Here is a 24,348-nt window from a genome sequence, read left to right as displayed (position 1 = left end):
GGGATCTTTGCCGTGAAAGCGGGCCACGTTACGCAGGCTGGCGGTGGATCTCAAGTTAATGGTTGCTTGTGCGGGCCTCTTCGCGGGTAAACCCGCTCCCACAGGTACGGCGCCAGATTCAAGCATGGTGCTACCTCTGTGGGAGCGGGTTTACCCGCGAAAGGGCCGGCAATGGCAATTCATTCCTTGCAGGCATTAAAAAGGGCCCGAAGGCCCTTTCCCAATCAACCACCCAGATACGCGTCGCGTACCTTGGGGTCGGTCAGCAGTGCCTCACCCGTCCCCTGCATCACCACCCGGCCGTTCTCCAGCACATAGGCGCGGTCTGCGATCTTCAGCGCCTGGTTGGCGTTCTGCTCGACCAGGAACACCGTTACGCCATCACGGCGCAGTTGTTCGATGATGTCGAAGATCTGCTGGATGATGATTGGCGCCAGGCCCAGCGAAGGCTCGTCGAGCAGCAGCAGCTTGGGCTTGCTCATCAGCGCCCGGCCGATGGCCAGCATCTGCTGTTCGCCACCGGACATGGTGCCGCCGCGCTGGATATAGCGTTCCTTCAGGCGCGGGAACAGCTGCAGCACCTTGTCCAGCTGCTCCTGGTAGTCGCCCTTGTCGGTGAAGAAACCACCCATGGCCAGGTTTTCCTCGACCGTCAGGCGGGCGAACACGCGGCGACCTTCCGGCACTACCGCGATGCTTTTGCGCATGATGTGCGAGGACGGCTGGCCGACCAGTTCTTCCCCCAGGTACTTGATGCTGCCGCTGTGCGCCTGCGGCGAGCCGCACAGGGTCATCAGCAAGGTCGACTTGCCGGCGCCGTTGGCGCCGATCAGGGTAACGATCTCGCCCTGGTTGATCTCCACGTTGACGCTGTGCAGCGCCTGGATCTTGCCGTAGAAGGTGGAAACGTTTTCGAACTTCAGCATTTACGCTTCCCCCAGGTAGGCTTTGATCACATCAGGGTTGTCGCGGATCTGTTCCGGCGTACCGTGGGCCAGGGGGGTGCCCTGGTTGATCACCACGATATGGTCGGAAATGCTCATCACCAGCTTCATGTCATGCTCGATCAGCAGCACGGTGACGTTGTGCGACTCCCGCAGGTAGGCGATCAGCGCCTTCAGGTCTTCGGTCTCTCTCGGGTTCAGGCCCGCGGCCGGTTCGTCGAGCATGATGATGCGCGGCTGGGTCATCATGCAGCGGGCGATTTCCAGGCGACGCTGCTGGCCGTAGGCGAGGGTGCCGGCGGTACGGTTGGCGAATTCGGTCAGGTTGACCTTCTCCAGCCAGTACTGCGCGCGTTCCATGGCCTCTTTCTCGCTGCGGCGGAAGTTCGGGGTCTTGAACAGGCCGGCGAAGAAGTTGGTGTTGAGGTGGCGGTGCTGGGCAATCAGCAGGTTTTCCAGCGCGGTCATTTCCTTGAACAGGCGCACGTTCTGGAAGGTCCGCACCACGCCCTTGCGGGCGATTTGGTGCCCGGCCAGGCCTTGGATGGGCTGGCCATCGAGCAGGATGGTGCCACCACTGGGCTTGTAGAAACCGGTCAGGCAGTTGAACACGGTGGTCTTGCCGGCGCCGTTCGGGCCGATCAGCGCCACCACCTGTTTTTCCTTGACGGTCAGGGCCACGCCGTTGACCGCCAACAAGCCGCCGAAGCGCATGCTCAGGCCGCTGACTTGCAGAATTTCGCGGCTCATCGACGCAGCTCCATGTGTGGACGTTGCATGGGCAGCAGGCCCTGCGGACGCCAGATCATCATCAACACCATCAGCGCACCGAACATCAGCATCCGGTATTCGCTGAACTCACGCATCAGCTCGGGCAGCAGGATCATTACGATGGCCGCGAGGATCACGCCCAGTTGTGAGCCCATGCCGCCGAGCACGACGATGGCAAGGATGATTGCCGACTCGATGAAGGTGAACGACTCCGGCGTCACCAGGCCCTGGCGCGCGGCGAAGAAGCTGCCGGCGAAACCGGCAAAGCAGGCACCGAGGGTAAACGCCGAGAGCTTGATGATGGTCGGGTTCAGGCCCAGCGCGCGACAGGCGATCTCGTCTTCGCGCAGCGCTTCCCAGGCACGGCCGATCGGCATGCGCAGCAGGCGGTTGATCACGAACAGCGCCAGCAAGGCCAGCAGCAGCGCCACCAGGTACAGGAAGATCACCTTGTTGATCGAGTTGTATTGCAGCCCGAAGAACTCGTGGAAGGTCTGCATGCCCTCGGCGGCACGGCGTTCGAAGGTGAGCCCGAAGAACTCCGGCTTGGGGATGTTGCTGATGCCGTTGGGGCCGCCAGTCCAGTCGGTAAGGTTGCGCAGGAACAGGCGGATGATCTCGCCGAAGCCCAGGGTCACGATCGCCAGGTAGTCGCCGCGCAGGCGCAGCACCGGGAAGCCGAGCAGGAAGCCGAAGGTGGCGGCCATCAGGCCGGCGATCGGCAGGCACACCCAGAAGCTCCAGCCCAGGTAGTGCGAGAGCATGGCATAGCTGTAGGCGCCGACGGCGTAGAAGCCGACGTAACCGAGATCGAGCAGGCCCGCCAGGCCGACCACGATGTTCAGGCCCAGGCCCAGCAACACGTAGATCAGGATCAGCGTGGCGATATCGACCGCACCGCGCGAGCCGAAGAACGGCCACACCAGTGCGGCAACGATCAGGCCGATGATCACGTAGCGCTGGGTTTTCGGCAGGGTCAGGTAGTTGCTGACAGCCGGCGGGATCAGCTTGCGATCCGAGCGGCGGCCCATCACCGAACTCCACTGCTTGTCGAACAGCACGCGCAGGAACATCAGCACCGAACACACGGCGATGATGCTGATGGTGAACGAACCCTGGCTGTGCACTACCAGGCTGATGCCGTCGATGCTCAGTTTCAGACCCAGCACCGGGAAGGCCACGGCCCATACCAGCAAGGCGCTGAAGAACGCCTGTTTGAGATTTCTGTTCATACTTTTTCAACCTCCGGGCGGCCCAGGATGCCGGTCGGCCGGAATAGCAGGACAAGAACCAACAAGCCGAATGCCACCACGTCCTTGTACTGGTCACCGAAGATATCGGCGCCAAACGCTTCGGCCACGCCCAGCACCAGCCCGCCGAGCATGGCGCCCGGGATGCTGCCGATGCCACCCAGCACCGCCGCGGTGAAGGCCTTCAGGCCCACCAGGAAACCGGCGTTGGGGTTGATCACCCCGTACTGCATGCTCAGCAGCACGGCCGCCACGGCTGCCAGGGCGGCACCGATGACGAAGGTGAGGGCGATGATGTTGTTGGTGTTGATGCCCAGCAGGTTGGCCATCTTGATGTCCTCGGCGCAGGCGCGGCAGGCGCGGCCCAGGCGAGAACGGGAGATGAACAGGGTGAGCAGGGTCATGGCCACCAGGGTGACGACGAACACCAGGATCTGCATGTAGCTGATCAGTACTTCCTCCGCGCCGCCCGGGCCGAACGAGAAACTGCCGGGGATCAGGTTGGGGATGGACTTGTCCTTGGAATCCTGCGAAAGCAGCACGGTGTTCTGCAGGAAGATCGACATGCCGATGGCGGAAATCAGCGGGATCAGGCGGTTGCTGTTGCGCAGGGGGCGGTAGGCAACCCGTTCGATGCTGTAGCCATAGGCACTGGTGACGAAGATCGTCGCGACGAAGGCAACGGTCATCAGGATCGGCAGCGAATGGATACCCATCATGGCCAGGCCCGCCAGGGCGATGAAGGCCACATAGGAACCGATCATGTACACCTCGCCGTGGGCGAAGTTGATCATGCCAATGATGCCGTACACCATCGTGTAACCGATGGCGATCAAGGCATAGGTGCTGCCGATGGTCAATCCATTAACCAGTTGTTGGAAGAAATGGTAGATCTCAGGCATTACAGCGCTCCTAAAAACCTGATTTGCATTTCGCTGGCGGGGGTAGGGCCAGGAAACCGCGGGTGACGGTTTTAAGATTTTCAGGTGAGCCGGCATCCGGATCGCGGCAGCCAGGCTCATGAACCTCGTAAAACAAAGCCCACTGCTCGCACAGTGGGCTTTTTACGGTCAGCTATTTAGTCACGCAGTTACTGAGGGGAGACTTCGGTCTTCGGCTTGCCGAAGTGCCATTCGTAGACCACGAACTTGAAGTCTTTCAGGTCGCCTTTCTCGTCGTAGGCCAGCTCGCCGGTCGGGGTCTTGAAGGTGCCGGCGTGGATGGCGGCTGCCACCTTGTCGGTGTCTTCGGACTTGGCGGCCTTGATACCCTGGGCGATCAGTTCGACAGCCGAGTAGGCCGGGAACACGAACGGGCCGCTTGGGTCCTTGCCGTCTGCCTTGATGGCATCGACGATCTTCTTGTTCTCCGGGTCGGCATCGAACGACTTCGGCAGGGTCACCAGCAGGCCTTCGGAGGCGCCTTGGGCGATCTGCGAGATGGAGTCGTTACCCACGCCTTCCGGGCCCATGAACTTGGCTTTCAGGCCTTTTTCCTGAGCCTGGCGCAGGATCAGGCCCAGCTCTGGGTGGTAGCCACCGTAGTAGACGAAGTCGACGTTGTTCTGCTTGAGCTTCTGGATGATCGAGGAGAAGTCCTTGTCACCGGCATTCAGGCCTTCGAACACGGCAACCTTGGTGCCTTTGCTCTCCAGGGTCTGCTTGACCGCGGTGGCGATGCCTTCACCGTACTGCTGCTTGTCGTGCAGTACCGCGACCACTTTCGGCTTGACGTGGTCGGCGATGTAGTTGCCGGCCGCCGGGCCCTGGGCGCTGTCCAGGCCGATGGTGCGGAAGATCAGCTTGTAGCCACGGGCGGTGATTTCCGGCGAGGTGGCGGCCGGGGTGATCATGATCACGCCTTCGTCTTCGTAGATGTCGGACGCAGGCTGAGTAGAGCTGGAGCACAGGTGGCCGATCACGAACTTGACGCCGTCGTTGACCACTTTGTTGGCGACTGCCACGGCCTGTTTAGGGTCGCATGCGTCGTCGTATTCCTTGGCTTCGAGCATTTTGCCATCGACGCCGCCCGCGGCGTTGATGTCCTTGATGGCTTGCTTGGCGCCGATGAACTGCATGTCGCCGTACTGGGTCACAGGACCCGTCTTGGGACCGGCGATGCCGATCTTGATGGTATCGGCGGCAAACGAATGGCTGGCTACCCCGGCCAGAACCATTGCGGCGAACAGCTTGGAAATCTTGATCATAGTGCTCCACTCATTCTGTTGTAATTCTTATAGTCCTGGCGGCCAGGGCTACAGACCGGGCGGGATTTGCGGCGTGGCCATGCCAACGCGCAAGCCCACCTTCCCCCGGAACATGTCCCGGAACTGTACCGGTACAGTGTAGAGCGCTGTTCGAGCGCTTGAAAAGCGGTCGAAAAGTGCCTGTTTCCCGTGTTGTCGCTTGGTCGACAGAAAGATACAGAAAGGCGCCATCAAACTGCCTGCATCTGCGGCTTTGCCCCGCGAATTCGGGGGCAATCGACCAAATTACTTATTTGAAACCGGGTTTTTCTGCAAAAATGCCGACCTTTTCATTGGCCGATTTTTTGCGGATACCACCCATGACTGATCAAACAAGCACCCTCTATGCCAAATTGCTTGGCGAGACAGCAATCATCGAGTGGAAAGCGCTTGAGCGTTTCTGGGCCAAGGGTGACCTGATTTGGGTCGACCCCCGCCTGGACCTGATCACCGTTGCCGAGGCGATGGCCGAGAATCGCGGCGAGATCTTCGCCAAGTGGCGTAGTGATGGCACTGTTGGGCCGGTCACCGCCGAGCAGGCCCTGGACCTGCAAAGCCGCGATCCAGAGATCTGGGCCGTGGTCGTTTCGCCGTTCATCGTTATTCAGGTAAAAGACCAGAAAGAGGCGTGATCGCTTTTGGTGCGTGAAAATACGCAGCGGCCCCGTTTTGGTGCTTGATGGCGTTCAAGGCGGGTAGAGGTAAGTAACAATTCGGCGTGGCGGTAACAGTTTACGGAATGCGTAATGTGTCCCCAGTTCCGCCAGGCCACGCGCAGCCTTAATGTTCGAACCAGTCAGGAGTCATCGATGAGCACTGCACTACCTTCGCTTGGATTCGCCGGCATCGGCCTGATGGGCCTGCCCATGTGCCGGCGTCTGTTGGCGGCGGGTTACCCGCTGACTGTCTGGAATCGCAGCCCTGACAAGTGCGCGGCGCTGGTCGCCGCTGGCGCGCGCTTGGCCAGCAGCCCGGCGCAACTTTGCCGCGACAGCGACATGGTGCTGTTATGCCTGGCCGACACCGCTGTGGTGCGCGAGGTGGTGTTCGGCATTCAAGGCATTGCCGAGGGTGGGCGTAGTGGCCAGCTGCTCGTCGATTTCTCCAGCCTGGAGCCCACCGCTACCCGCGAAATGGCCAGCGAACTGGCGGCACTGTGTGGCATGGCCTGGCTGGATGCTCCGGTGTCCGGCGGCACCTCCGGTGCCGAGGCCGGCAGCCTGGCGATCATGGTCGGCGGTGAGGCAGCCGACCTGCAACGTGCACGCCCGGTGCTGCAGGTGCTGGGCCAGCGGGTGACGCACATGGGCGCGGTGGGCGCGGGCCAGGTGACCAAGGCTTGTAACCAGATGATCGTGGCCTGCAATGCCCTGGTCATTGCCGAAGTGGTGGCGCTGGCCGAACAGTCGGGGGTTGATGCGACCCTGATCGCCGAAGCCCTGGCGGGTGGTTTTGCCGATTCCAAGCCGCTGCAGATACTCGCACCGCAGATGGCCGAGAGCCGCTTCGAGCCGATCAAGTGGCATGTGCGCACGCTGCTCAAGGACCTCGATGGTGCGGTCAAGTTTTCCCGCGAGCAGGGTTCTGCGACGCCGCTCAGTGGCCTCGCCGCGCAATTGATGCGTCTGCACGGTAGCCAGGGTTACCTGCATAAAGATCCGGCGACCCTGGTAGAGCTGTATCGCAACAAGGGGTGAGCCCAGCGCCGAGGCGTTGTGGCCGCTCCAGTAGCGGCCGCAGTTCAGCCAGGGGCACAGGGCGCCCCAGCAGGTACCCTTGCAGGTAGTCGCAGCCGTGGCCTTCGAGAAACGCCTGCTGTTCGACGGTTTCCACGCCCTCGCTGACGACCTGCAGGTGCAGGGTATGCGCCATGACGATGATTGCCTGGACAATTTCGCGATCCTTCTGGCTGCCCGGCACATCTTGCAGGAAGGTACGGTCGATCTTCAGTACGTCGAGCGGTAGCCGTTTGAGGTACGCCAGTGATGAGTAACCGGTGCCGAAGTCGTCGATCGACAGCGCAACGCCCAGGGCACGAACACGCTTGAGCAAGCTGACGGTGCGCTGGATATCCCCCATCAAGGCGTTCTCGGTCACCTCCAGCTCCAGCTGGCGGGGCGCGAGGCCGGCGTGGAACAACGCCTTCTCTACCTCTGCGGGAAGTTCGTCGTGGCTGAGGGTGACCGCAGAGCAATTCACGGTGACCTTGAGCTCGCCATAACCGTGGCGTTGCAAGTGGGCCAGGTCGGCGCAGGCGTGGCGCAGTACCCACAGGTCGAGGTCGATGATCAGGCCGTTGGCTTCGGCGATGCCGATAAACCGGTCGGGCCCGAGCAGGCCGTGTTGCGGATGCTGCCAACGGACCAGGGCTTCCAGTTTGGCCACTTGCCCGCTGCGCAGGTCAAAGATCGGCTGGTAGTGTACGCACAGCCCACGCTCTTCGAGCAGGGCCAGGCGCAGCTCTTCTTCCAGTTGCAACGCAATTGTGGCCCGCGCCTTCAGGCTGTCGTTGAAGAAGTTCAAGCTGTTACGCCCGTTGTCCTTGGATTGGTACAGGGCCAGGTCGGCATGCTTGAGCAGCTCTTCGGCTGTGCTGCCGTCGTCAGGGAAGATGCTGATACCGATGCTGGTGGTCATGACCATGCGCCGGCCACCCAGGTCGATCGGCTCTTTCATCCGCTGCATGATGCGCTGGCCCAGGTGGCGCGCTTCGTCGCGGCTGTTGAGGCTGGTGACCACGCAGAACTCGTCGCCGCCAAATCGCGCTACCAGGTCCTGGCTGCGGGTGGCGGCCTTGATGTGGTTGGCGATCACTTTGAGCAGCTCGTCGCCGGCGTCGTGGCCAAGGCTGTCATTGATACGCTTGAAATGGTCGATGTCGAGGAACATCACCGCCAGGCGGCTTTCGCTGGCCTGGTGTTCGGCAAGGCGTTCGGCCAACACCTGGTTGAAGCCACGGCGGTTCACCAGGTTGGTCAGCGCATCATAATGTGCGGCCTGCTGCAGCGAGGCTCGGGCCTGGTCGAGCTGGCCGAGCAGTACGCTGACCCGGCGCAGGTCATGCTCCTTGCTTTGCAGCTTCTTGTCCGCCAGTGCCGCGCTGATGCTGGCGCCACTGATCAGCAGGGTGATGAAACCGATGCCCAGCCCCAGCTGCAGGCTGTTGTCGCCAGAGGGTAGGCGCAGGGCGGTATCGGCGGGTATGACCAGGGTCATGGCCGACATGGCGGTGAAGTGGGTAGCCACGATGCCGCCGGCCATCAGCAGGCTGGCGCCGTATTTCATCGCCTGGTGCAGGGTACCGCTGCCATTGCGAAAGTAGCGGGCCAGGCACAGTGCCGCCAGGCTGGTGAGCAGGGCGATCGCGGCAGACGCCAGCAGCAGGCCTGTCTGGTAGTACTGGCGGGCGCCGGTTTCCATTGCGGCCATGCCGACAAAGTGCATGAGGATGATGCCCAGGCCGATCAGGACGGCGCTCAGCACAAAGTGACGCGAGTCTAGGTGGCTGCGGTCAAGGCTGTGCATGGCCAGCCAGGCGACAGCCAGGGCGATGAGCAGCGAGAGAATGGTCAGGGAAATGTCGTAGTGCACTTCCACCGGCGCCTGGAACGCCAGCATGCTGATGAAGTGCATGGCCCAGATGCCGCCTGCCAGGCAGCACGCGCCGAGCATGTTCCATTGCCGGTGTGCGGTGGGGTCCTCGCTGTGCGACTGGCGCTCAGCCATGTCGAGGGTGGCGAAGCACGCCGCGCAGGCGACGAGATAGGCGAGCAGAACCAGGAAGGGCTCATGGCGGCAATCGATGACGATACGCCCGGTTGCAGGAAGGTCGGCGAACAGTTGCAGCCCCAGCCACTCCATGGAATGCCTCTTGATCGAGTTTTCACTCGTCTGCGCTACAACCCTGTGCAGACTGTCCAGAGGCAGTATAGGAAGAGGTGTTTAAGCCTTCCTGAATAATGGCACATTGATTCCTACGATTTGGTTATCAGCCTAATCGCCCGAGGGAATAAATGGGGGACCGTTTACGCAACCCCTGTAGGAGCGGCCTTGTGTCGCGATGGGCTGCGCAGCAGCCCCCCCGGATTTCTGCGCCAAGGCCAGGGGCTGCTGCGCAGCCCATCGCGACACAAGGCCGCTCCTACAAAAAGGTGTGCCAATCCTTGATCAGCCAGCCACCAGCACGCGAATGGCTTCCAGGCGCAGGGCGGCTTTCTCGAGCATCGCCAGCCCGTCTTCGCGCTGCTTGCGCAGGGCGTCGATTTCGCTGTCGCGCACGCTCGGGTTGACCGCCTGCAGGGCCACCAGGCGGGCCAGTTCTTCGTCGGCTTCGGCTGCCAGGCGGCGCTGGGCTTCGGCCACGCGCTCGACGTGGATCGGCAGGATCTTCTCCTCACCGCCACTGATGCGCTTGGCCAGCACGTCGCGCTGGGCCTGGACAAACTTGTTGGCACTGGCGCGCGGCACGCTTTCCAGCTGGTCGTTGAGGGTTTCGAAGGCCACGCGCGAGGCCAGGTCGTTGCCATTGGCATCGAGCAGGCAGCGCAGTGCCGCCGGTGGCAGGTAACGGCCCAGCTGCAGGCTGCGCGGTGCTACCACCTCGCTGACGAACAGCAGTTCGAGCAGGACCGTGCCTGGCTTGAGCGCCTTGTTCTTGATCAGCGCCACGGCGGTGTTGCCCATCGAACCGGACAGCACCAGGTCCATGCCGCCCTGCACCATCGGGTGTTCCCAGGTGAGGAACTGCATGTCCTCGCGCGACAGCGCCTGGGCACGGTCATAGGTGATGGTCACGCCTTCATCGTCACCCAGCGGGAAGCTGGCATCGAGCATCTTTTCGCTAGGCTTGAGGATCAGGGCGTTCTCGGAATGGTCTTCGCTGTCGATGCCGAAGGCGTCGAACAGGGTTTCCATGTAGATCGGCAGGGCGAACTGGTCGTCCTGCTCGAGAATGTCCTCGACCAGCGCCTGGCCCTCGCCGGCACCGCCGGAGTTCAGCTCCAGCAGGCGGTCACGGCCGCTGTGCAGTTCGGCTTCCAGGCGCTCGCGCTCGGTGCGGGCGTCGGCCACCAGGGCCTCCCAGGCTTTGCTGTCGCCACTTTCGAGCAGCGGCAGCAGGCGCGGGCCGAACTGGTGTTGCAGGGCGCTGCCGGTGGGGCAAGTGTTGAGGAAGGCATTGAGGCCTTCGTGGTACCACTGGAACAGGCGTTCTTGCGGGCTGTCCTGCAGGTACGGGATGTGCAACTGGATGGTGTGCTTCTGGCCGATCCGGTCGAGGCGGCCGATGCGCTGTTCGAGCAGGTCCGGGTGCGCCGGCAGGTCGAACATCACCAGGTGGTGGGCGAACTGGAAGTTGCGGCCTTCACTGCCGATTTCGGAGCAGATCAGCACCTGCGCGCCAAACTCTTCGTCGGCGAAGTAGGCAGCGGCGCGGTCGCGCTCGAGAATGCTCATGCCCTCATGGAACACCGATGCCGGGATGCCGGAACGCACGCGCAGGGCGTCTTCCAGGTCCATCGCGGTTTCGGCGTGGGCGCAGATCACCAGCACTTTGGTGCGCTTGAGCATTTTCAGGGTGTCGATCAGCCAGTCGACACGCGGGTCGAAACGCCACCAGCGCTCGTCGTCGGCCACCTCGCCCTGGGCCTGGAAGGCGACTTCCGGGTACAGCTCGGCCCGCTCGCCGGCTGGCAGGTCGCGGTATTGCTCTGGTGTGGCCAGCGGGTAGGGGTGCAGCTGGCGCTCAGGGAAGCCCTGGATCGCTGCGCGGGTGTTACGGAACAGGACGCGGCCAGTGCCGTGGCGATCGAGCAGTTCGCGGATCAGCCGCGCGCTGGCCTGGGTGTCGCCATCGCTGACCGCAGCCAGCAGGGCTTCGCCTTCGGCACCCAGGAAGCCCTGGATGGTGGCGTGAGCCTTGGGCGACAGGCGGCCTTCGTCGAGCAGTTCCTGCACGGCCTCGGCCACCGGGCGATAGTGCTCGCTCTCGGCGCGGAAGGCGGCCAGGTCGTGGAAACGGTTGGGGTCGAGCAGGCGCAGGCGGGCAAAGTGGCTGTCCTGGCCAAGCTGCTCGGGGGTAGCGGTAAGCAGCAGCACGCCCGGGATCACCTGGGCCAGTTGCTCGACCAGGCTGTATTCGGTGCTGACCTGGTCTTCATGCCAGACCAGGTGGTGAGCCTCGTCGACCACCATCAGGTCCCAGCCCGCAGCAAACAGCGCGTCCTGGGCCTTTTCGTCGTCTACCAGCCATTCCAGCGCAACCAGCGCCAGCTGGGCATCCTCGAACGGGTTGCTGGCGTCGCTTTCGATGAAGCGCTCGGCGTCGAACAGCGCCACCTGCAGGTTGAAGCGGCGGCGCATTTCCACCAGCCACTGGTGCTGGAGGTTTTCCGGTACCAGGATCAGCACGCGGCTGGCACGGCCCGACAGCAGCTGGCGGTGAATGACCAGACCGGCCTCGATGGTTTTGCCCAGGCCCACTTCGTCGGCCAGCAACACCCGTGGCGCGCTGCGGTCGGCTACTTCGCGGGCAATGTGCAACTGGTGGGCGATGGGTTGTGCACGGCAACCACCCAGGCCCCACAGTGCCGACTGCATCTGCTTGCTGGTGTGCTGCAGGGTGTTGTAGCGCAGGCTGAACCAGGACAGCGGGTCGATCTGCCCGGCGAACAGGCGGTCGCTGGCCAAGCGGAACTGGATGAAGTTCGACAGCTGGGTTTCTGGCAGGGTGCGTGGCTGGTTCTGCCCGTCCAGGCCGTGGTAGACCATCAGCCCGTCGATGTCATCGACTTCGCGCACGGTCAGTTTCCAGCCCTCGAAGTGGGTGATCTGGTCACCTGGCGAGAAGCGCACGCGGGTCAGCGGCGCATTGCGCAGGGAATACTGGCGGGTGTCGCCAGTGGCCGGATAGAGCACGGTCAACAGGCGGCCATCCTGCGCCAGGATGGTACCCAGGCCGAGCTCTGCTTCGCTGTCGCTGATCCAGCGTTGCCCCGGTTGATACTGCTGCGCCATACTGCCTGAACTCCCGCGATGAAAAGCCGGTTATGTTAACGGATCGGCCGGTCAGACCAAAGCGCCGTGCGTACCGAAAGGTATCAAAAGGCACAGTCTAGTCGTTTCATCGCCCCGTACTGCGTCGCCGACGAGGGTTCCGGATCAACATGTCTGCCAAGCACAGCTGGATCAGCGCTTCCATGGCCGTGGGCAGCCTGCTGCTGCTGAGCGCCTGTGAGCAGAAAAACTTCGAGACCTTGCCTGCCATCCCCATGGAGCAACTTGAGGTGCTGGGCGTACAGACGCCGATCAAGAGCGTGCACTTTCGTGACCGCGATGGCGAAGGCCTGCTGGTATTGAGCCGCAGCGATGGCCAGGCCAGCGACCCGGAAAGCGAGCAGGAAGTCGACAAGGTGGTGCTCAAGGCCACGCTGTACGGGCGCGGCGGAGCAAGCGACACGTTCAAGGCCCGCTGGCAGATCGAGCAGGAAACCACCTGCCCGGGGCTGGACCTGGACGTGGACTTCTACACCGATGTCAGCGATGTCAGCGACCTGAACAAGGACGGCACGGCCGAGGTGACAGTGGCCAGCCATGCCTTCTGCGGTGGCGGTATAGATCCGCATGATATCGCCATCGAGATGCGCGAAGGCCAGGCCAGTTACACCATCACTGGCCAGTCGCTGATCACCCCCGCTGGTGAAGAACCGATCGGCGGTGAGCGCGACGACAGCGCTTCGCTCAAAACCGCGCCGCCGGTGCTGCGCGAGCACATGGACGCGGTCTGGCAGCAGGTTTACAAGCGGCCCTGGAGCGAAGCCAGCACGCCGAGCTACGACGAGCCTGACGACGAAGCCGAGTAAATGTTGTCCAAGACATCAAGGTAAACCCGCGCCTGCCGATACAGGGGGCATAGGAGAACGTCCATGCTGCCGCCGATCATTCCGCTCAGTGCCGCTCCGGTGACCTCGCAACAGGACCCGGTCAAGCCAACCCCCGACATCAAACCGGTGGTGCCGACGCAGCCTGCCTCCGGGGAAAGCGCCATCGACCTCAAGCAGCAACGTGACCCCCAGGAGCAGGCGCTTTTGCTGCGTGACGAGCAGCGCCGCCAGCAGCAACGCAGGCAGCAGGGTGACCAGCAGCGCTACAGCGCGCTGCCGGGTGACGAGGTCAATGCCGATAACACCGTGCCGGTGGCGCCGTTGATGGGGGAGCATGTACGCCAGGGGTTGCTGGTGGACATCGAAGTCTGACGCGGGGCTGGTCAGCGCCTGCGCCTGGCTTCATCATGCACGTCTCAGTTCACCGTCGAGCCTGCCAATGAGCCAAGACAACCTCATCGATTTCGATGCCGAACGCGCCAAGCGCGCCCACGATCTCAAGGAAAAGCGCCTGAACGAAATGCGCAATGCATTCGAACAGGCCCTGCCGTTGAACGCCAGCAAGAAAAAGAAGCCCAAGGGCAAGCCGAAGAAGCGCTGAAACTTGACGCAGGTCAACCCTGCACCCGCCTCGCGTGCCCGGCCCCGGGCACCATTGACGCCGATCAATTTTTCCCGCCCCCACATTGGTTATCTTGCACCCATCGGACAACGGCAAACGAATGGGGAGGCAGGCATGTTCTTCGACAACGTGGTTATCGCCGGTGTGGTAACGGTTGGGTTGATGGTCGCCTTCTTTGCCGGTCTGGGCATATTCATCTGGAAAGACTCGAACAAGCGCAAGCCGCGCTGAGCTTCCGGGTACACGAGCACGCAAGGCATTTAGGGCGACTTCGGTCGCCCATTTTTTTGCCTGGAATTCGGCTTGCCCGCCCAGAGGCCTGCCGAGCAGACCCGAACCTCTAAAAGATGATTAGCTAGCTAATTAATCGTTTCCGCTTTATTCTGTCCACCATTGTCTATCGTTCAATCAAGACCCTCCCGCAAGGTCCGCCTCGTGCCCATCACTCTCCAGGCCCTGTTCGCCCCCAGCAGCCTCGCCCTCAAGTTCGCCATCAAGACCCTGCTCGGTGGTGGGTTGGCGCTATGGCTGGCGATGCGCTGGGGCCTGGAACAGCCCTCATGGGCACTGATGACCGCGTTCATCGTGGCCCAGCCGCTGTCTGGCATGGTGGTGCAGAAAGGCTTGGCGCGGCTCGCCGGAACCTTGGTCGGCACCGTCATGTCGGTGCTGTTCATTGGCCTGTTCGCCCAGACACCGGGCTTGTTCCTGCTGGCCCTGGCCCTGTGGCTGGCCCTGTGCACCGCCGCGTCTACCCAACTACGCAGTGCCTGGGCCTATGCCTTCGTGCTGGCGGGCTACACTGCGGCGATCATTGCCCTGCCAGCCATCGACCACCCGTTGCAGGTGTTCGATCAGGCAGTGGCGCGCTGCACCGAGATCTGCCTGGGGATTTTTTGCGCCACGGCCTGCAGTGCCTTGCTGTGGCCCATGCGCGTTGAACAGCAACTGGCCGGGCAGGCGCGACAGGCCTGGCACAATGGCCTGCAGGCCGCCAGTGCCATGCTGGGCGGCGAAGACGAGGCGCGCAAAGGCTTGCTGGAAAGCCTGGGGCGCATCGTGGCCATCGACAGCCAGCGCGAACATGCCTGGTTTGAAGGCAATCGCGGGCGCCAGCGTGCCCGCGCCATCCGCGGCCTGAGCCAGAAACTGATGGTGCTGTTGCGCATCTCGCGCTCGGTACGCCGCCAATGGCGGCAACTGGATGAGCGGGAGACCGAGCACCTGGCACCCTGGCTGCAGGAAGCGCGGTCGCTGCTGGTCAAACCCGACCCGCCCAGCCTGCTACTGCTGCGCCAGCGTATCTGGGATGCCGCCCACGATGAGCAAATCAGTTCGACCGAACACTTCTGCCTGGCACGCATGGCCCTGCTGCTGGATTACGCCATGGCGGCCGGTCAGGCACTGGCGGATGTCGAGGCGGGCAGGGCACCGAAGGATGTGTCCCAGGGGCTGGCCGCACACCGCGACTGGTCGCTCGCCTTGCTGTTCGGTTCCCGCAGTGCTCTGGCCTTTCTGGTAATGAGCGGCTTCTGGCTGGCCACGGCCTGGCCTTCGGCGCCGGGGGGGCTGGTGCTCACCTGTGTGGTCTGCAGCTTGTTTGCCAGCCGTGAGAACGGCGCGCAGATTGGCCTGAGCTTTCTGCGCGGAATCTTCCTGGCGATACCTGTGGCGTTTCTGGTGGGGCAGATTCTGCTGCCGCAGTGGAGCAGCTTCGCCATGCTCTGCCTGGGCATGGGCGTGCCGCTGTTTCTTGGCGCCCTGGGCATGGCCCATCCACGTACCGGGGCCACGGCGACCTCCTATTGCCTGCACTTCATCGTGCTGGTGTCGCCGCTCAATGTCATGCAGTTTGGCGTAGCGACGATGCTGAACAGTGCCTTGGCCATGCTGGTGGGGGTGTCTGCCGCAGTAATGGCGTTTCGTCTATTGGTGTTCCGCCACCCGGCCTGGCTGGGCCGGCGTCTGCGTGCAGCCACCCAGAGCGACCTGGTACGCCTGACCCGGCGCGACCTGCGCGGGGCCGACAGCTGGTTTGGCGGGCGCATGGCCGACCGCCTGATGCAATTGGCCAGGCATGCCAGCGAGCTGCCCGAAAGCGAGCGCAAGCGCTGGGATGACGGCCTGCACGGGTTGGACATAGGCGACGAACTGGTGCATCTGCGCATGTGTCTGGCAGTTGCCCAAGCGCCTTTGGGCCGGGCCGAGCGCGAGTACCTGCAACAGGTGCAGGCGGTACTGGCCAACGGGCCTGCCGTCGGGCGTGGTCAGCGCCTGGACAGCGCCAGCGAACAGTTTATTGCCGCCTTGCGCCGGCTACCTTCGAGCGACTCGCTACGGCTGGCCGAAGGGGCGGTGCTGCAATTGCAGAAAAGTTGGCGCAAGTGGTGCCGCTGGCAGGAGGAGACCCATGGGGTTGCGTGAATGGGAAGTGGGCGGCGTACTGCTGAGCCCGTTTCTGCTTTATGTGTTGCTGGCGCTGGTGCTTACCGGCGTGTTGCGCCTGGTGGTGCAGGCCACGCCGCTGGGGCGCTGGATCTGGCATGAGGCGCTGTTCGACACGGCGCTGTTCGTTTGTGTGTTGTTCCTGGTGGTACGACTGCTGGGAGCTTTATAAAGGAGTGTTTGGATGCGTGCCGCCGTACGTACTCTGGTGACCTTGTGTGTGGTAGCCCTGGCCGTGTTGGCCGGTTACCAGTTATGGCAGTACTACATGCTTACCCCCTGGACTCGCGATGCCCGGGTGCGCGCCGACGTGGTGGTAATTGCCCCCGATGTGTCCGGTTGGGTGCGCGAGCTCAAGGCCCGCGACAACCAGCAGGTCAAGGCGGGCGATCTGTTGATGAGTATCGACCGCGAGCGCTTCAAGGCGGCCTTCGACCAGGCCAGCGCCGTGACCGAGACCCGCGCCCAGCAACTGCGCCTGCGCGAGCGCGAAGCAGCCCGGCGTACCGCCCTTGGGCCGGAGGCGATCAGTGCCGAGTTGCGGGAAAATGCACAGATCAACGCCGCCATCGCGCGGGGCGAACTGCATGAAGCCGAGGCCCAGTTACAGGTTGCCAAAATCAACCTGGCGCGCAGCGAAGTACGGGCACCGCGCAGCGGGCATATCACCAACCTGCGTCTGGCCGAAGGCAACTATGTGAACACCGGGCAATCGGTGATGGCGCTGGTGGATGATTCAACGTTCTATATCCAGGCCTACTTCGAGGAAACCAAGCTGCCGCGCATCCGCGTCGGCGACGCGGTGAAGGTCTGGCTGATGGGCGCCGGCGAGCCGATGCAAGGGCATGTGGAGAGCATCAGCCGCGGTATCACCGACCGCAACAGCAACCCGGACAGCCAGTTGCTGCCGGAGGTGGAGCCCACCTTCAACTGGGTGCGGCTAGCCCAGCGCATTCCGGTAAGGATCCGCCTGGACCAAGTACCGGAAGGCGTGACCCTGAGCGCCGGGATGACCGCGAGTGTGCAGGTGCATGAACAGTAAGACGGGCGGGACGAGCGCCTTAAAGGAACATCCCGCCTGACACTTCCAGCCGCTGCCCGGTGATCCAGCCATTGCCGTCTTCCAGCAACAGCGCGATTGCCGCCCCGATATCGTCCGGCAAGCCCACCCGGCCAAGCGCCGTGTTGCCGGCAATGTACGCGTTGACCTGCTGGTTGTCGCGCACCACGCCGCCGCCAAAGTCGGTCTCGATGGCGCCCGGCGCCAGTATGTTCACCCGAATCCCACGTGCCCCCAGCTCCTTGGCCTGATACCGCGTCAGCACCTCCATTGCGCCCTTCATCGCGGCGTAGGCGGCATACCCCGGCAGCGCAAAACGTGCCAGGCCGGTGGAAATGTTGACGATACGGCCATTGTCGACCAGCAGCGGCAACAGGCGTTGGGTGAGGAAGAACGGGCCCTTCAGCTGAATGTTGAGCAGTTGGTCGAACTGCGCTTCGCTGGTTTCGATGTACGGCACATTCAGCCCGATCCCGGCATTGTTCACCAGAAAGTCGAAACGCTCGCGAGCAAAGCGCTGCTGCAGGGTTGCGCCCAGGCGCTCGGCGAAACCGGCAAAGCTGGCGCTGTCGCTGACATCCAGCTGCAGCATTGCAGCCTTGACCCCGGCCTGCTCCAGCCGGGCTGCTACGGCTTGCGCTTCGTCGGCCTTGCTGTGGTAGGTGCCGATGACATCGATACCGCGTGCTGCCAGGTGTTCGGCAGCATTTCGGCCGAGGCCGCGACTGGCGCCAGTGATCAGGGCAATCTTGCGAGTCATGGTGGAAACCTCATGGTGGGTGAATGATCACAGGTTATTGGTCGCTCTGGTGCTGTTAAATCCTGTAAAAATGGAAATACTGTTCGGTAAAACCGGACAGTTGAGGCCTCGAGTGAACAAGCTGGATTTGTTGCGCACCTTTGTGCGGGTCAGTGAGGTCAGCAGCTTCACGCTGGCCGCCGAGAGCCTGGGCCTGCCACGGTCGACCGTGTCGGAGCAGGTGCGGGCGCTGGAACGGCTGTTGGGCACGCAGTTGTTCAACCGCACCACCCGGCGGGTCCGGGCGACCCAGGATGGCGCTTTGTTGTACGAGCGTAGCAAGGACCTGCTGTCGGGCATGGACGAGATCGAGAGCCTGTTCAGCACCGATGATGCCGAACTGTCCGGGCGCCTGCGCATCGACCTGCCGACCATGATGGCCCGTCGCGTGATCATCCCGGCGCTGCCGCAGTTTCTGCAGCGCCATGCGCGCCTGGAAGTGGAGCTCAGCTGCACCGATCGCCAGGTCGACCTGCTGCGCGAGGGGTTCGATTGCGTGATGCGCATCGGCGCCCTGCATGACCTGGACGTGGTGGCGCGGCCGGTCGGGCAACTGAGCATGCGCAACTGTGCCAGCCCCGCCTACCTGGCCCGCTACGGCGTGCCGCGCACGCTGCAGGACCTGGCCGAGCATCAGCTGGTGCACTACGTACGGACCCTGGGTGCGCGCAGCGCCGGTTTCGAATACCTGCAAGGCGGGGAACTGCAGTACCAGGCCATGGCCGGTGGGGTGACGGTCAACAACGCCGAAGCCTACTCGGCGGCCTGCCTGGCCGGGCTGGGCCTGATCCAGGTGCCTGCGGTGGGAGTTGCCGAGCATTTGCAACGCGGCGAACTGGTTTCGGTGCTGGAAGACTGGCAGGCCCCGGCCATGCCGGTGTCGCTGTTGTATGCCCGGCAACGGCATGTGCCGCGCCGGGTGCAGGCATTCATGCAGTGGCTGGGCGAGGTCCTGCACACCCAGGTTGATCCCGCGGCCAGTGATTGAGCCAAGCCATGGCGCTGCAAAGGCGACTTGCGTTAGGCTGCCTGCTGCGAGTCGCCCGGCAGAGGCGACCTGGTACCCTTCCTGCGTGCGTATCTTCCGAGTTCATTGCGAGGTTACGTCATGGCCATCACTTCCCAAGACATCTGTATTGCCGCCGACCAGCTCATGGGCTTTGTCGGCTTTCATGGCAAACGCGGCATTCATATCGTGCGGTTCTCCGAAGACGCGTTCGGCATGGACGTAGCCGACGACAGCATCACGCCCTGTAGCGAATTCGTCTGGCGGCCAGTCCAAGGGCTGCGCATGGCCCTTTGTCGCGAGCGGTTGTCGCTTTTGCTGGCGCAGCATGTGGATGACCGCTTGAACATCGGTGAGCCGCTGCGCGCCTACTTGCGCCGCAGCGAGCTGCCGGAAATTGTCGCTGAGCGCAGCCTGCAACGGCCCGGACCCGGCGGCACCGGTGTTTGCGGGTAAACCCGCTGCTACAGCGGGCGCGCGGTTATCTGGGGTGTGTGGTGCAGCAATGCCTCAACCCCAGGGCCGTCCAGTGGCCGGCTCAGGTAATAGCCTTGCACTTCATGGCAGCGGTCCTTCTCCAGCGCCTTGAGCTGCTGTTCACTCTCCACCCCTTCGGCGGTAACCGTCAGCCCCATGGCCTCGCCCAGGCTGATGATGGCCTGGACCACGGCGCGGTCGCTGCCGCTGTTGCTGCCCAGGCCACTGATGAAGCGTTTGTCGATCTTGATGCTGTCGAACGGGTAGGTGCGCAGGTACCCCAGCGATGAATAGCCGGTGCCGAAATCGTCCATGTTCAGGCGCACGCCCAGTTCCTTCAGCGACAGCATGGTGCCCAGGGCGCCCTCGATGTCGTTGAGCATCACGTTTTCGGTAATCTCCAGCTCCAAGCGCTGTGCCGGGAAGGCCGTTTCCAGCAGGATCTCGCGCACGTCGGCCACCACATCGCTGCGCAGGAACTGCGCCGGCGACAGGTTCACCGACACCACGATGTCGGCGGGCCAGTCGTGAGCAGTGTGGCAGGCCTCGCGCAATACCCAGCGGCCCAGCGCGACGATGATGTCACTCTGCTCGGCCAGCGGAATGAAAGTATCCGGCCCGAGCAACCCCTCCTGCGGATGCTGCCAGCGCAGCAACGCTTCGACCGCGACAATGCGCAGGTCGCTGAGGCGGTAGCGCGGCTGGTAATGCAGCTCGAACTCCTGGTTGCGCAGCGCCCGGCGCAGATCGTTCTCCAGCTGGCGGCGGTACTGGATCTGCTGGTTCATTTCGGCAGCGAAATAGCGCCAGGTGCCCTTGCCATCGGCTTTGGCCTGATACAACGCGATATCGGCGCAGCGGATCAGTTCGCCGGCATCGAAACCTTGGGTGCGGGTCTGCGCGACGCCGACGCTGGCGCCAATGTGCAGGTGCTGGCTGTCGAAGTCGATGGGTTGCTGCAGCAGGCCGATCAGCCGTGCACAAAAACGGTCGACTTCGTTGCGGTTGTCCATGCCGTTGAGCACCAGCACAAACTCGTCGCCGCCCAGGCGCGCCACCAGGTCGCCCTCGCGGGTGGTATCACGCAGGCGTGTGGCCACCTCCTGCAGCACGGCATCACCGGCACCATGGCCGAGCGAGTCGTTGATCGGCTTGAAGTTGTCCAGGTCAAGCAGCAGCAACGTCAGCGGCGGTGAATCACTGCCGCGCAACAGCGCCTGCTCCAGATGCCGGGCGAGCTTGTTGCGGTTGGCCAGCCCGGTCAGCGGGTCGTGCAGCGACAAGTGCTGGATGCGCGCGTGGGCATCCACTTCGTCGGTGATGTCGCTGGCGGTGCCGCGATAACCCATGGGGTCGCCATGGTGGAAGATCGCGCGGGCAGAGATTCGGCAGTAGCGGTTCTGGCCATTCTGGTCACGGTAGGAGCAGCGCAGGTTGGCCAGCTGTTGCGGGTCGGCCGTGCCCAGGGCGTCAACCCATGGCGACAGCGGGGTAGTATCGCAGGCCAGCAACTGGTTGAGCGGGTGGCCCAGCCAGTCGTCCACGCTGTAGCCGGTGACATTGGCAAAGCGCTGCGACAGGTAGGTCAGGCGCTGTTCACGGTCGGTCTCCCAGATCCAGTCGGAAGCCGACTCGGCGACAGCGCGGAACCGCTGCTCGCTGGCCTCCAGGGCCTGATTGCTCTCTTGCAGGTGCGTCAGCGTCATGCCCATCGCCCGCGAGCTGCGCAGGGCATGGCGGAACAGGTAGAGCATGATCAGGCCGAGTATCAGCAGGGCAGCTGCCAGGGCTGGCAACACCGCCCGGAGCATTTGCCGCCCTGGCAGCGGGCTGCTCCAGGCCAGATGGTAGCCGGTATCCCCTAGTTCGATACGCAGATGGTCGTGCGCCTTGGTCTGATCCTTTTCCACGTGCATCCCGGTCAGGCCGGCACCGCTGCCCAGCACCGCCAGTTTGTCTTCGGTAAGCTGGTCGACGAACAGCATCACGGGCGCATGGGCTACATCGCTGTCGGTCACTTCGCGGTCCGGCCGCACCGCCGCAGCACTGAGCACGGCCGGCCAGCCATTGAACAGGACGAAACGGGTGATCTGCTCGCGCGGGATGGCAGCGGCACGGGCCTGGTCGATGATCGGTTGCAGCGGTGCATCTATATAAGTAGTGGCGCTTGCCTGGCTGGGCTGCCCTTTGAACAGGGCGTAGGTAGTGCGCTCGTTCTCCAGCACAAACACCCCTTCGTAGCCGCTGGCGCTGTACAGCGATTCGCCAATGTTCTTTTGTTCGTAGGCCCACTGCCAGTCGGCCTGGCCCGCCAGGTGCTCAAAGGCGGCATCCCACACGGCGTAGCTGGACAGGAACTGGCGCGAGGCAAGCAGCCGTTGCTCCAGCGCCTGGTTCGCGTGGAAGGCGCTGCGCTGGCGCTCCTGCTGGTCCAGGGTGCCTGCGATATTGAACAGTGCAGCGAGAATGACCAGGCAAGCCAGGCCGAACACGGCGCTGAAACCGGCAATCAGGCGGCGCACCTGAACGCGTGGCGTGGGGCTGGTGGATGGAAGGTTGGCAGTCCTGGCCATGCGCGAGCGGCTCCTTCAAGCAGCCCCCCCGCCGGGTAGTCATGCAGGAGGTTCAATCAGGATAGGCCAGCTTGAGCGCCGCAGCTTCGTTGCGGGCAAAATTGACCCGGTCGCGGCCAGCATGCTTGGCGGTGTAGAGGGCCTTGTCCGCCTGTTCAAGCCATTGTTCGGGTGAGTCCAGGCCAGCCTCGAAAGGCGACAGGCCGATGCTCAGGCTGATACGCAGATGCGGCAACTGCGGGTTGCGATAGCTGGCAGCCTGCTCGCGCAGGCGCTCCATGGTCTGGCAGGCCTGAGTTTCGCTGGTGCCTGGCAGGATCACGCAAAACTCGTCGCCGCCGTAACGACCGGCCTGGTCGCCCTCGCGCAGGTTGCGCCGCAACTCGGCACTGAGCTGGCGCAGCACGCAGTCGCCGACCACGTGGCCGAAGGTGTCGTTGATGGTCTTGAAATGGTCAATGTCGATCAAGGCAATCACCGCTTGCCCCTGTTGCTGCCTGCAGGCTTCGAACTTCAGCAGCAGCAGGTCTTTCCAGGCGCCGTGGTTGAGCAACCCGGTCAGGCTGTCGGTGAGGCTCAGGGCGCTGAGCCGGCGCTTGTGCTCGGCCAGCTTGATCGCCAGCTGGTAGCACACCCAACCCAGCGCCAGCGGGTACAGTGTCAGCATCGGCAAGCAGGCATACACCTGCAGCGGCGTGGCATTCAGCTGCAGGCCCGTGCCGAGCAGCAAGGTGGCGATGAGCATGCCCGCCAGCTGGGCCAGCCCCCCACGAAAGACCATGCGTTTGCCGCCAGCGGCGACATTGTTCATGGTCATCATCGACAGTACGGTCACGCTGGGCAGCGGGTTGAAGTGCATGGCGGCGGTCCAGAAACCGCCCATCAGCGAGTCCAGCACCAGATTACGTTGTTCTGCCTGGTAGGGCGTCGCCGAGCGGGTGGCCCACAGGTAGGCGACGTGAGGCCACAGCAGCCCGTTGAACAGCATCAGCAGCCATACCCAGATCGGCGGCGACAGAGGCGCGATGGCAGCCATCACACTGAGCAGGCCGATGCCCATGCCGATGACCCGCGGCAGGTAGATGCGCTTGACGAATGAAAGGCCTTTGCCGCTGCGTTTGTCCATCATGGTCATCGTTCTTCTGCCGGATACCGTTTATCGCATAACGCGCGTGAATATTGTTGAACAGTGTTTCATCGTTGAAAAATGACCTTACAAGCCATTTCACGGTTGATCCGGTCACTGTGGGGTAACATGAACACTTCCTGTTGCTCGGAGTGCTGCTGATGGTTCCCTTGGCCAACGCTGCCGGCGAGCCGGCGCCACATTGGGACGGACGTTTCCACAACCAGGTGGTGAGGCCACAGGATGGTGTAATGAAAAAGCTGCGCATCGGGCTCAAATACCTGTTCTTGCGCAAACCGCCGGAAACCCGGCCATCCATGCCCGTCAGCCTGCAGCCCATGACCCGCCAGCAGGTGTTCGATGCCCCTGACCACAGCCTGTGGCGCCTGGGCCATTCAACGGTATTGCTCAAGTTGCGCGGGCGCTTCTTTATTACAGACCCCGTGTTCGCCGAGCGCGCCTCACCCGTGCAGTGGGCCGGCCCGCTGCGTTTCCATGCGCCACCACTGCCACTTGAGCAGTTGCCGCCGCTGGCGGCGGTTGTGCTGTCTCATGATCACTTCGACCATCTAGACGAACAGGCCATTCGCAGGTTGGCCCCACGCACCGCAGTGTTCCTGGCGCCGCTGGGCGTGGGCGACCGGCTGATGAAATGGGGCGTGCCGCCTTCGAAAGTACGGCAGCTGGACTGGTGGCAGGAACGCGAGGTGGAAGGCGTGCGCTTCGTCGCCACTCCGGCCCAGCACTTTTCCGGGCGCGGGCTGCTGGACAGCAACCGGACCCTATGGGCATCCTGGGTGATCATGGACGAGGATGTGCGCGTGTTCTTCAGCGGTGATACCGGCTACTTCGACGGCTTCAAGCAGATCGGCGACCGCTTCGGGCCGTTCGACCTGACCTTGATGGAAGCCGGGGCCTACAATGTTGCCTGGCCCGATGTTCACATGCAGCCCGAGCAAAGCCTGCAGGCGCACCTGGATCTACGCGGGCGCTGGATGCTGCCGATTCACAACGGCACTTTCGATCTGTCGATCCATGGCTGGCAGGAACCCTTCGAACGCATATTGGCCCTGACCAGCCAGGCCCAGGTGCGGCTGAGCACGCCGCAGATCGGCGAGCGGGTCAGCATCGACTCGCCGCATGCCGGGCA

At 63.2% G+C, this 24,348-nt stretch carries 22 protein-coding genes (1 of these 22 running past the window's edge); 12 read left to right on the top strand and 10 right to left on the bottom strand.

Features of this window, described 5'->3' with window-relative positions; all coding sequences use genetic code 11:
• Positions 1-224: 224 nt before the first annotated feature.
• The 5 genes from AC5O5R_RS21515 to AC5O5R_RS21495 form a co-directional block, all read right to left on the bottom strand.
• Positions 225-926 carry an ABC transporter ATP-binding protein gene (locus AC5O5R_RS21515; RefSeq protein WP_003254879.1) on the bottom strand — a complete coding sequence of 234 codons (702 nt, stop codon included), beginning with the start codon at positions 924-926 and terminating at the stop codon, positions 225-227.
• A complete protein-coding gene (gene livG / locus AC5O5R_RS21510) occupies positions 927-1,694 on the bottom strand; it encodes a high-affinity branched-chain amino acid ABC transporter ATP-binding protein LivG (RefSeq protein WP_172229093.1) in 768 nt (255 codons plus the stop codon).
• Positions 1,691-2,947 carry a high-affinity branched-chain amino acid ABC transporter permease LivM gene (locus tag AC5O5R_RS21505; RefSeq protein ID WP_172229091.1) on the bottom strand — a complete coding sequence of 419 codons (1,257 nt, stop codon included), beginning with the start codon at positions 2,945-2,947 and terminating at the stop codon, positions 1,691-1,693. Before AC5O5R_RS21505 ends, livG begins: the two co-directional genes overlap by 4 nt.
• Positions 2,944-3,867: a high-affinity branched-chain amino acid ABC transporter permease LivH gene (gene livH, locus AC5O5R_RS21500; RefSeq protein ID WP_008097482.1), complete on the bottom strand. Its 924-nt coding sequence runs from the start codon at positions 3,865-3,867 to the stop codon at positions 2,944-2,946. The genes AC5O5R_RS21505 and livH overlap by 4 nt, the downstream gene beginning before the upstream one ends.
• Positions 3,868-4,055: 188 nt before the next feature.
• Entirely contained in the window at positions 4,056-5,171 is a 1,116-nt protein-coding gene (locus tag AC5O5R_RS21495; protein WP_172229089.1) for a branched-chain amino acid ABC transporter substrate-binding protein, read from the bottom strand.
• 359 nt (positions 5,172-5,530) lie between these two features.
• On the opposite strand from AC5O5R_RS21495, the gene AC5O5R_RS21490 reads away from it, so the two are divergent.
• Together AC5O5R_RS21490 and AC5O5R_RS21485 are read left to right on the top strand one after the other, a co-directional pair.
• Positions 5,531-5,842: a DUF2288 domain-containing protein gene (locus AC5O5R_RS21490; protein ID WP_172229087.1), complete on the top strand. Its 312-nt coding sequence runs from the start codon at positions 5,531-5,533 to the stop codon at positions 5,840-5,842.
• A 177-nt stretch (positions 5,843-6,019) separates the two neighbouring features.
• Positions 6,020-6,907 (top strand): NAD(P)-dependent oxidoreductase, encoded by an 888-nt coding sequence (locus AC5O5R_RS21485; protein ID WP_172229085.1) that lies wholly within the window; start codon positions 6,020-6,022, stop codon positions 6,905-6,907.
• Here AC5O5R_RS21485 and AC5O5R_RS21480 read toward each other — a convergent pair.
• Positions 6,807-9,071 (bottom strand): putative bifunctional diguanylate cyclase/phosphodiesterase, encoded by a 2,265-nt coding sequence (locus AC5O5R_RS21480; protein WP_172229083.1) that lies wholly within the window; start codon positions 9,069-9,071, stop codon positions 6,807-6,809. The two genes, AC5O5R_RS21485 and AC5O5R_RS21480, sit on opposite strands and share 101 nt — an antisense overlap.
• A gap of 306 nt (positions 9,072-9,377) precedes the next feature.
• Positions 9,378-12,224 (bottom strand): RNA polymerase-associated protein RapA, encoded by a 2,847-nt coding sequence (gene rapA / locus AC5O5R_RS21475; RefSeq protein WP_172225819.1) that lies wholly within the window; start codon positions 12,222-12,224, stop codon positions 9,378-9,380.
• 149 nt (positions 12,225-12,373) lie between these two features.
• Here rapA and AC5O5R_RS21470 point away from each other — a divergent pair, with 149 nt between their 5' ends.
• The 7 genes from AC5O5R_RS21470 to AC5O5R_RS21440 all read left to right on the top strand — a co-directional run bounded on the left by AC5O5R_RS21470 (position 12,374) and on the right by AC5O5R_RS21440 (position 17,199).
• Positions 12,374-13,069, top strand: coding sequence for a M949_RS01915 family surface polysaccharide biosynthesis protein (locus AC5O5R_RS21470; RefSeq protein WP_172225822.1), 696 nt, complete (start codon positions 12,374-12,376; stop codon positions 13,067-13,069).
• Between the two features lie 63 nt (positions 13,070-13,132).
• A complete protein-coding gene (locus tag AC5O5R_RS21465; protein ID WP_172225824.1) occupies positions 13,133-13,462 on the top strand; it encodes an aspartate-semialdehyde dehydrogenase in 330 nt (109 codons plus the stop codon).
• Positions 13,463-13,529: 67 nt separating this feature from the next.
• The gene (locus AC5O5R_RS21460; protein ID WP_172225827.1) at positions 13,530-13,691 is read left to right on the top strand and encodes a hypothetical protein; all 162 of its coding nucleotides are present in this window, start codon (positions 13,530-13,532) and stop codon (positions 13,689-13,691) included.
• Between the two features lie 135 nt (positions 13,692-13,826).
• Positions 13,827-13,943 carry a cytochrome c oxidase subunit CcoM gene (gene ccoM / locus AC5O5R_RS21455; RefSeq protein ID WP_003254862.1) on the top strand — a complete coding sequence of 39 codons (117 nt, stop codon included), beginning with the start codon at positions 13,827-13,829 and terminating at the stop codon, positions 13,941-13,943.
• A 204-nt stretch (positions 13,944-14,147) separates the two neighbouring features.
• Positions 14,148-16,136 carry an FUSC family protein gene (locus AC5O5R_RS21450; protein WP_172225830.1) on the top strand — a complete coding sequence of 663 codons (1,989 nt, stop codon included), beginning with the start codon at positions 14,148-14,150 and terminating at the stop codon, positions 16,134-16,136.
• Entirely contained in the window at positions 16,123-16,329 is a 207-nt protein-coding gene (locus tag AC5O5R_RS21445; protein WP_172225833.1) for a DUF1656 domain-containing protein, read from the top strand. The genes AC5O5R_RS21450 and AC5O5R_RS21445 overlap by 14 nt, the downstream gene beginning before the upstream one ends.
• 12 nt (positions 16,330-16,341) lie before the next feature.
• The gene (locus AC5O5R_RS21440) at positions 16,342-17,199 is read left to right on the top strand and encodes an efflux RND transporter periplasmic adaptor subunit (RefSeq protein WP_172225836.1); all 858 of its coding nucleotides are present in this window, start codon (positions 16,342-16,344) and stop codon (positions 17,197-17,199) included.
• A 19-nt stretch (positions 17,200-17,218) separates the two neighbouring features.
• On the opposite strand, the gene AC5O5R_RS21435 is transcribed toward AC5O5R_RS21440, so the two are convergent.
• Positions 17,219-17,977, bottom strand: a complete 759-nt coding sequence (locus tag AC5O5R_RS21435; protein ID WP_172225838.1) for an SDR family NAD(P)-dependent oxidoreductase — start codon at positions 17,975-17,977, stop codon at positions 17,219-17,221.
• A 112-nt stretch (positions 17,978-18,089) separates the two neighbouring features.
• On the opposite strand from AC5O5R_RS21435, the gene AC5O5R_RS21430 reads away from it, so the two are divergent.
• Together AC5O5R_RS21430 and AC5O5R_RS21425 are read left to right on the top strand one after the other, a co-directional pair.
• Entirely contained in the window at positions 18,090-19,004 is a 915-nt protein-coding gene (locus tag AC5O5R_RS21430; RefSeq protein ID WP_172225841.1) for a LysR family transcriptional regulator, read from the top strand.
• A 120-nt stretch (positions 19,005-19,124) separates the two neighbouring features.
• Positions 19,125-19,478 (top strand): DUF2025 family protein, encoded by a 354-nt coding sequence (locus tag AC5O5R_RS21425; RefSeq protein ID WP_172225844.1) that lies wholly within the window; start codon positions 19,125-19,127, stop codon positions 19,476-19,478.
• Between the two features lie 8 nt (positions 19,479-19,486).
• On the opposite strand, the gene AC5O5R_RS21420 is transcribed toward AC5O5R_RS21425, so the two are convergent.
• Positions 19,487-22,072 (bottom strand): bifunctional diguanylate cyclase/phosphodiesterase, encoded by a 2,586-nt coding sequence (locus AC5O5R_RS21420; protein WP_172225847.1) that lies wholly within the window; start codon positions 22,070-22,072, stop codon positions 19,487-19,489.
• A 52-nt stretch (positions 22,073-22,124) separates the two neighbouring features.
• On the bottom strand, positions 22,125-23,198 hold the full coding sequence (locus AC5O5R_RS21415; RefSeq protein WP_172225873.1) for a diguanylate cyclase: 1,074 nt from the start codon (positions 23,196-23,198) through the stop codon (positions 22,125-22,127).
• Between the two features lie 161 nt (positions 23,199-23,359).
• Between AC5O5R_RS21415 and AC5O5R_RS21410 the strand changes: the two genes are divergently transcribed.
• On the top strand, positions 23,360-24,348 hold the 5' portion of the coding sequence (locus AC5O5R_RS21410; protein ID WP_172225850.1) for an MBL fold metallo-hydrolase. The gene runs 70 nt beyond the window's last position; 989 of the gene's 1,059 nt are visible here — the first part of the coding sequence; its start codon is at positions 23,360-23,362; its stop codon lies beyond the right edge, outside the window.

It is taken from the genome of Pseudomonas sp. 8_5_2 (assembly GCF_059295255.1).
This window is presented reverse-complemented; position numbering and strand designations above follow the sequence as displayed.

Coding starts and splice junctions, on each gene's coding strand:
- AC5O5R_RS21515 (WP_003254879.1), bottom strand. CDS start 926: ATGCTGAAGTTCGAAAACGTTTCCACCTTCTACGGCAAGATCCAGGCG.
- livG (WP_172229093.1), bottom strand. CDS start 1,694: ATGAGCCGCGAAATTCTGCAAGTCAGCGGCCTGAGCATGCGCTTCGGC.
- AC5O5R_RS21505 (WP_172229091.1), bottom strand. CDS start 2,947: ATGAACAGAAATCTCAAACAGGCGTTCTTCAGCGCCTTGCTGGTATGG.
- livH (WP_008097482.1), bottom strand. CDS start 3,867: ATGCCTGAGATCTACCATTTCTTCCAACAACTGGTTAATGGATTGACC.
- AC5O5R_RS21495 (WP_172229089.1), bottom strand. CDS start 5,171: ATGATCAAGATTTCCAAGCTGTTCGCCGCAATGGTTCTGGCCGGGGTA.
- AC5O5R_RS21490 (WP_172229087.1), top strand. CDS start 5,531: ATGACTGATCAAACAAGCACCCTCTATGCCAAATTGCTTGGCGAGACA.
- AC5O5R_RS21485 (WP_172229085.1), top strand. CDS start 6,020: ATGAGCACTGCACTACCTTCGCTTGGATTCGCCGGCATCGGCCTGATG.
- AC5O5R_RS21480 (WP_172229083.1), bottom strand. CDS start 9,071: ATGGAGTGGCTGGGGCTGCAACTGTTCGCCGACCTTCCTGCAACCGGG.
- rapA (WP_172225819.1), bottom strand. CDS start 12,224: ATGGCGCAGCAGTATCAACCGGGGCAACGCTGGATCAGCGACAGCGAA.
- AC5O5R_RS21470 (WP_172225822.1), top strand. CDS start 12,374: ATGTCTGCCAAGCACAGCTGGATCAGCGCTTCCATGGCCGTGGGCAGC.
- AC5O5R_RS21465 (WP_172225824.1), top strand. CDS start 13,133: ATGCTGCCGCCGATCATTCCGCTCAGTGCCGCTCCGGTGACCTCGCAA.
- AC5O5R_RS21460 (WP_172225827.1), top strand. CDS start 13,530: ATGAGCCAAGACAACCTCATCGATTTCGATGCCGAACGCGCCAAGCGC.
- ccoM (WP_003254862.1), top strand. CDS start 13,827: ATGTTCTTCGACAACGTGGTTATCGCCGGTGTGGTAACGGTTGGGTTG.
- AC5O5R_RS21445 (WP_172225833.1), top strand. CDS start 16,123: ATGGGGTTGCGTGAATGGGAAGTGGGCGGCGTACTGCTGAGCCCGTTT.
- AC5O5R_RS21440 (WP_172225836.1), top strand. CDS start 16,342: ATGCGTGCCGCCGTACGTACTCTGGTGACCTTGTGTGTGGTAGCCCTG.
- AC5O5R_RS21435 (WP_172225838.1), bottom strand. CDS start 17,977: ATGACTCGCAAGATTGCCCTGATCACTGGCGCCAGTCGCGGCCTCGGC.
- AC5O5R_RS21425 (WP_172225844.1), top strand. CDS start 19,125: ATGGCCATCACTTCCCAAGACATCTGTATTGCCGCCGACCAGCTCATG.
- AC5O5R_RS21420 (WP_172225847.1), bottom strand. CDS start 22,072: ATGGCCAGGACTGCCAACCTTCCATCCACCAGCCCCACGCCACGCGTT.
- AC5O5R_RS21415 (WP_172225873.1), bottom strand. CDS start 23,198: ATGGACAAACGCAGCGGCAAAGGCCTTTCATTCGTCAAGCGCATCTAC.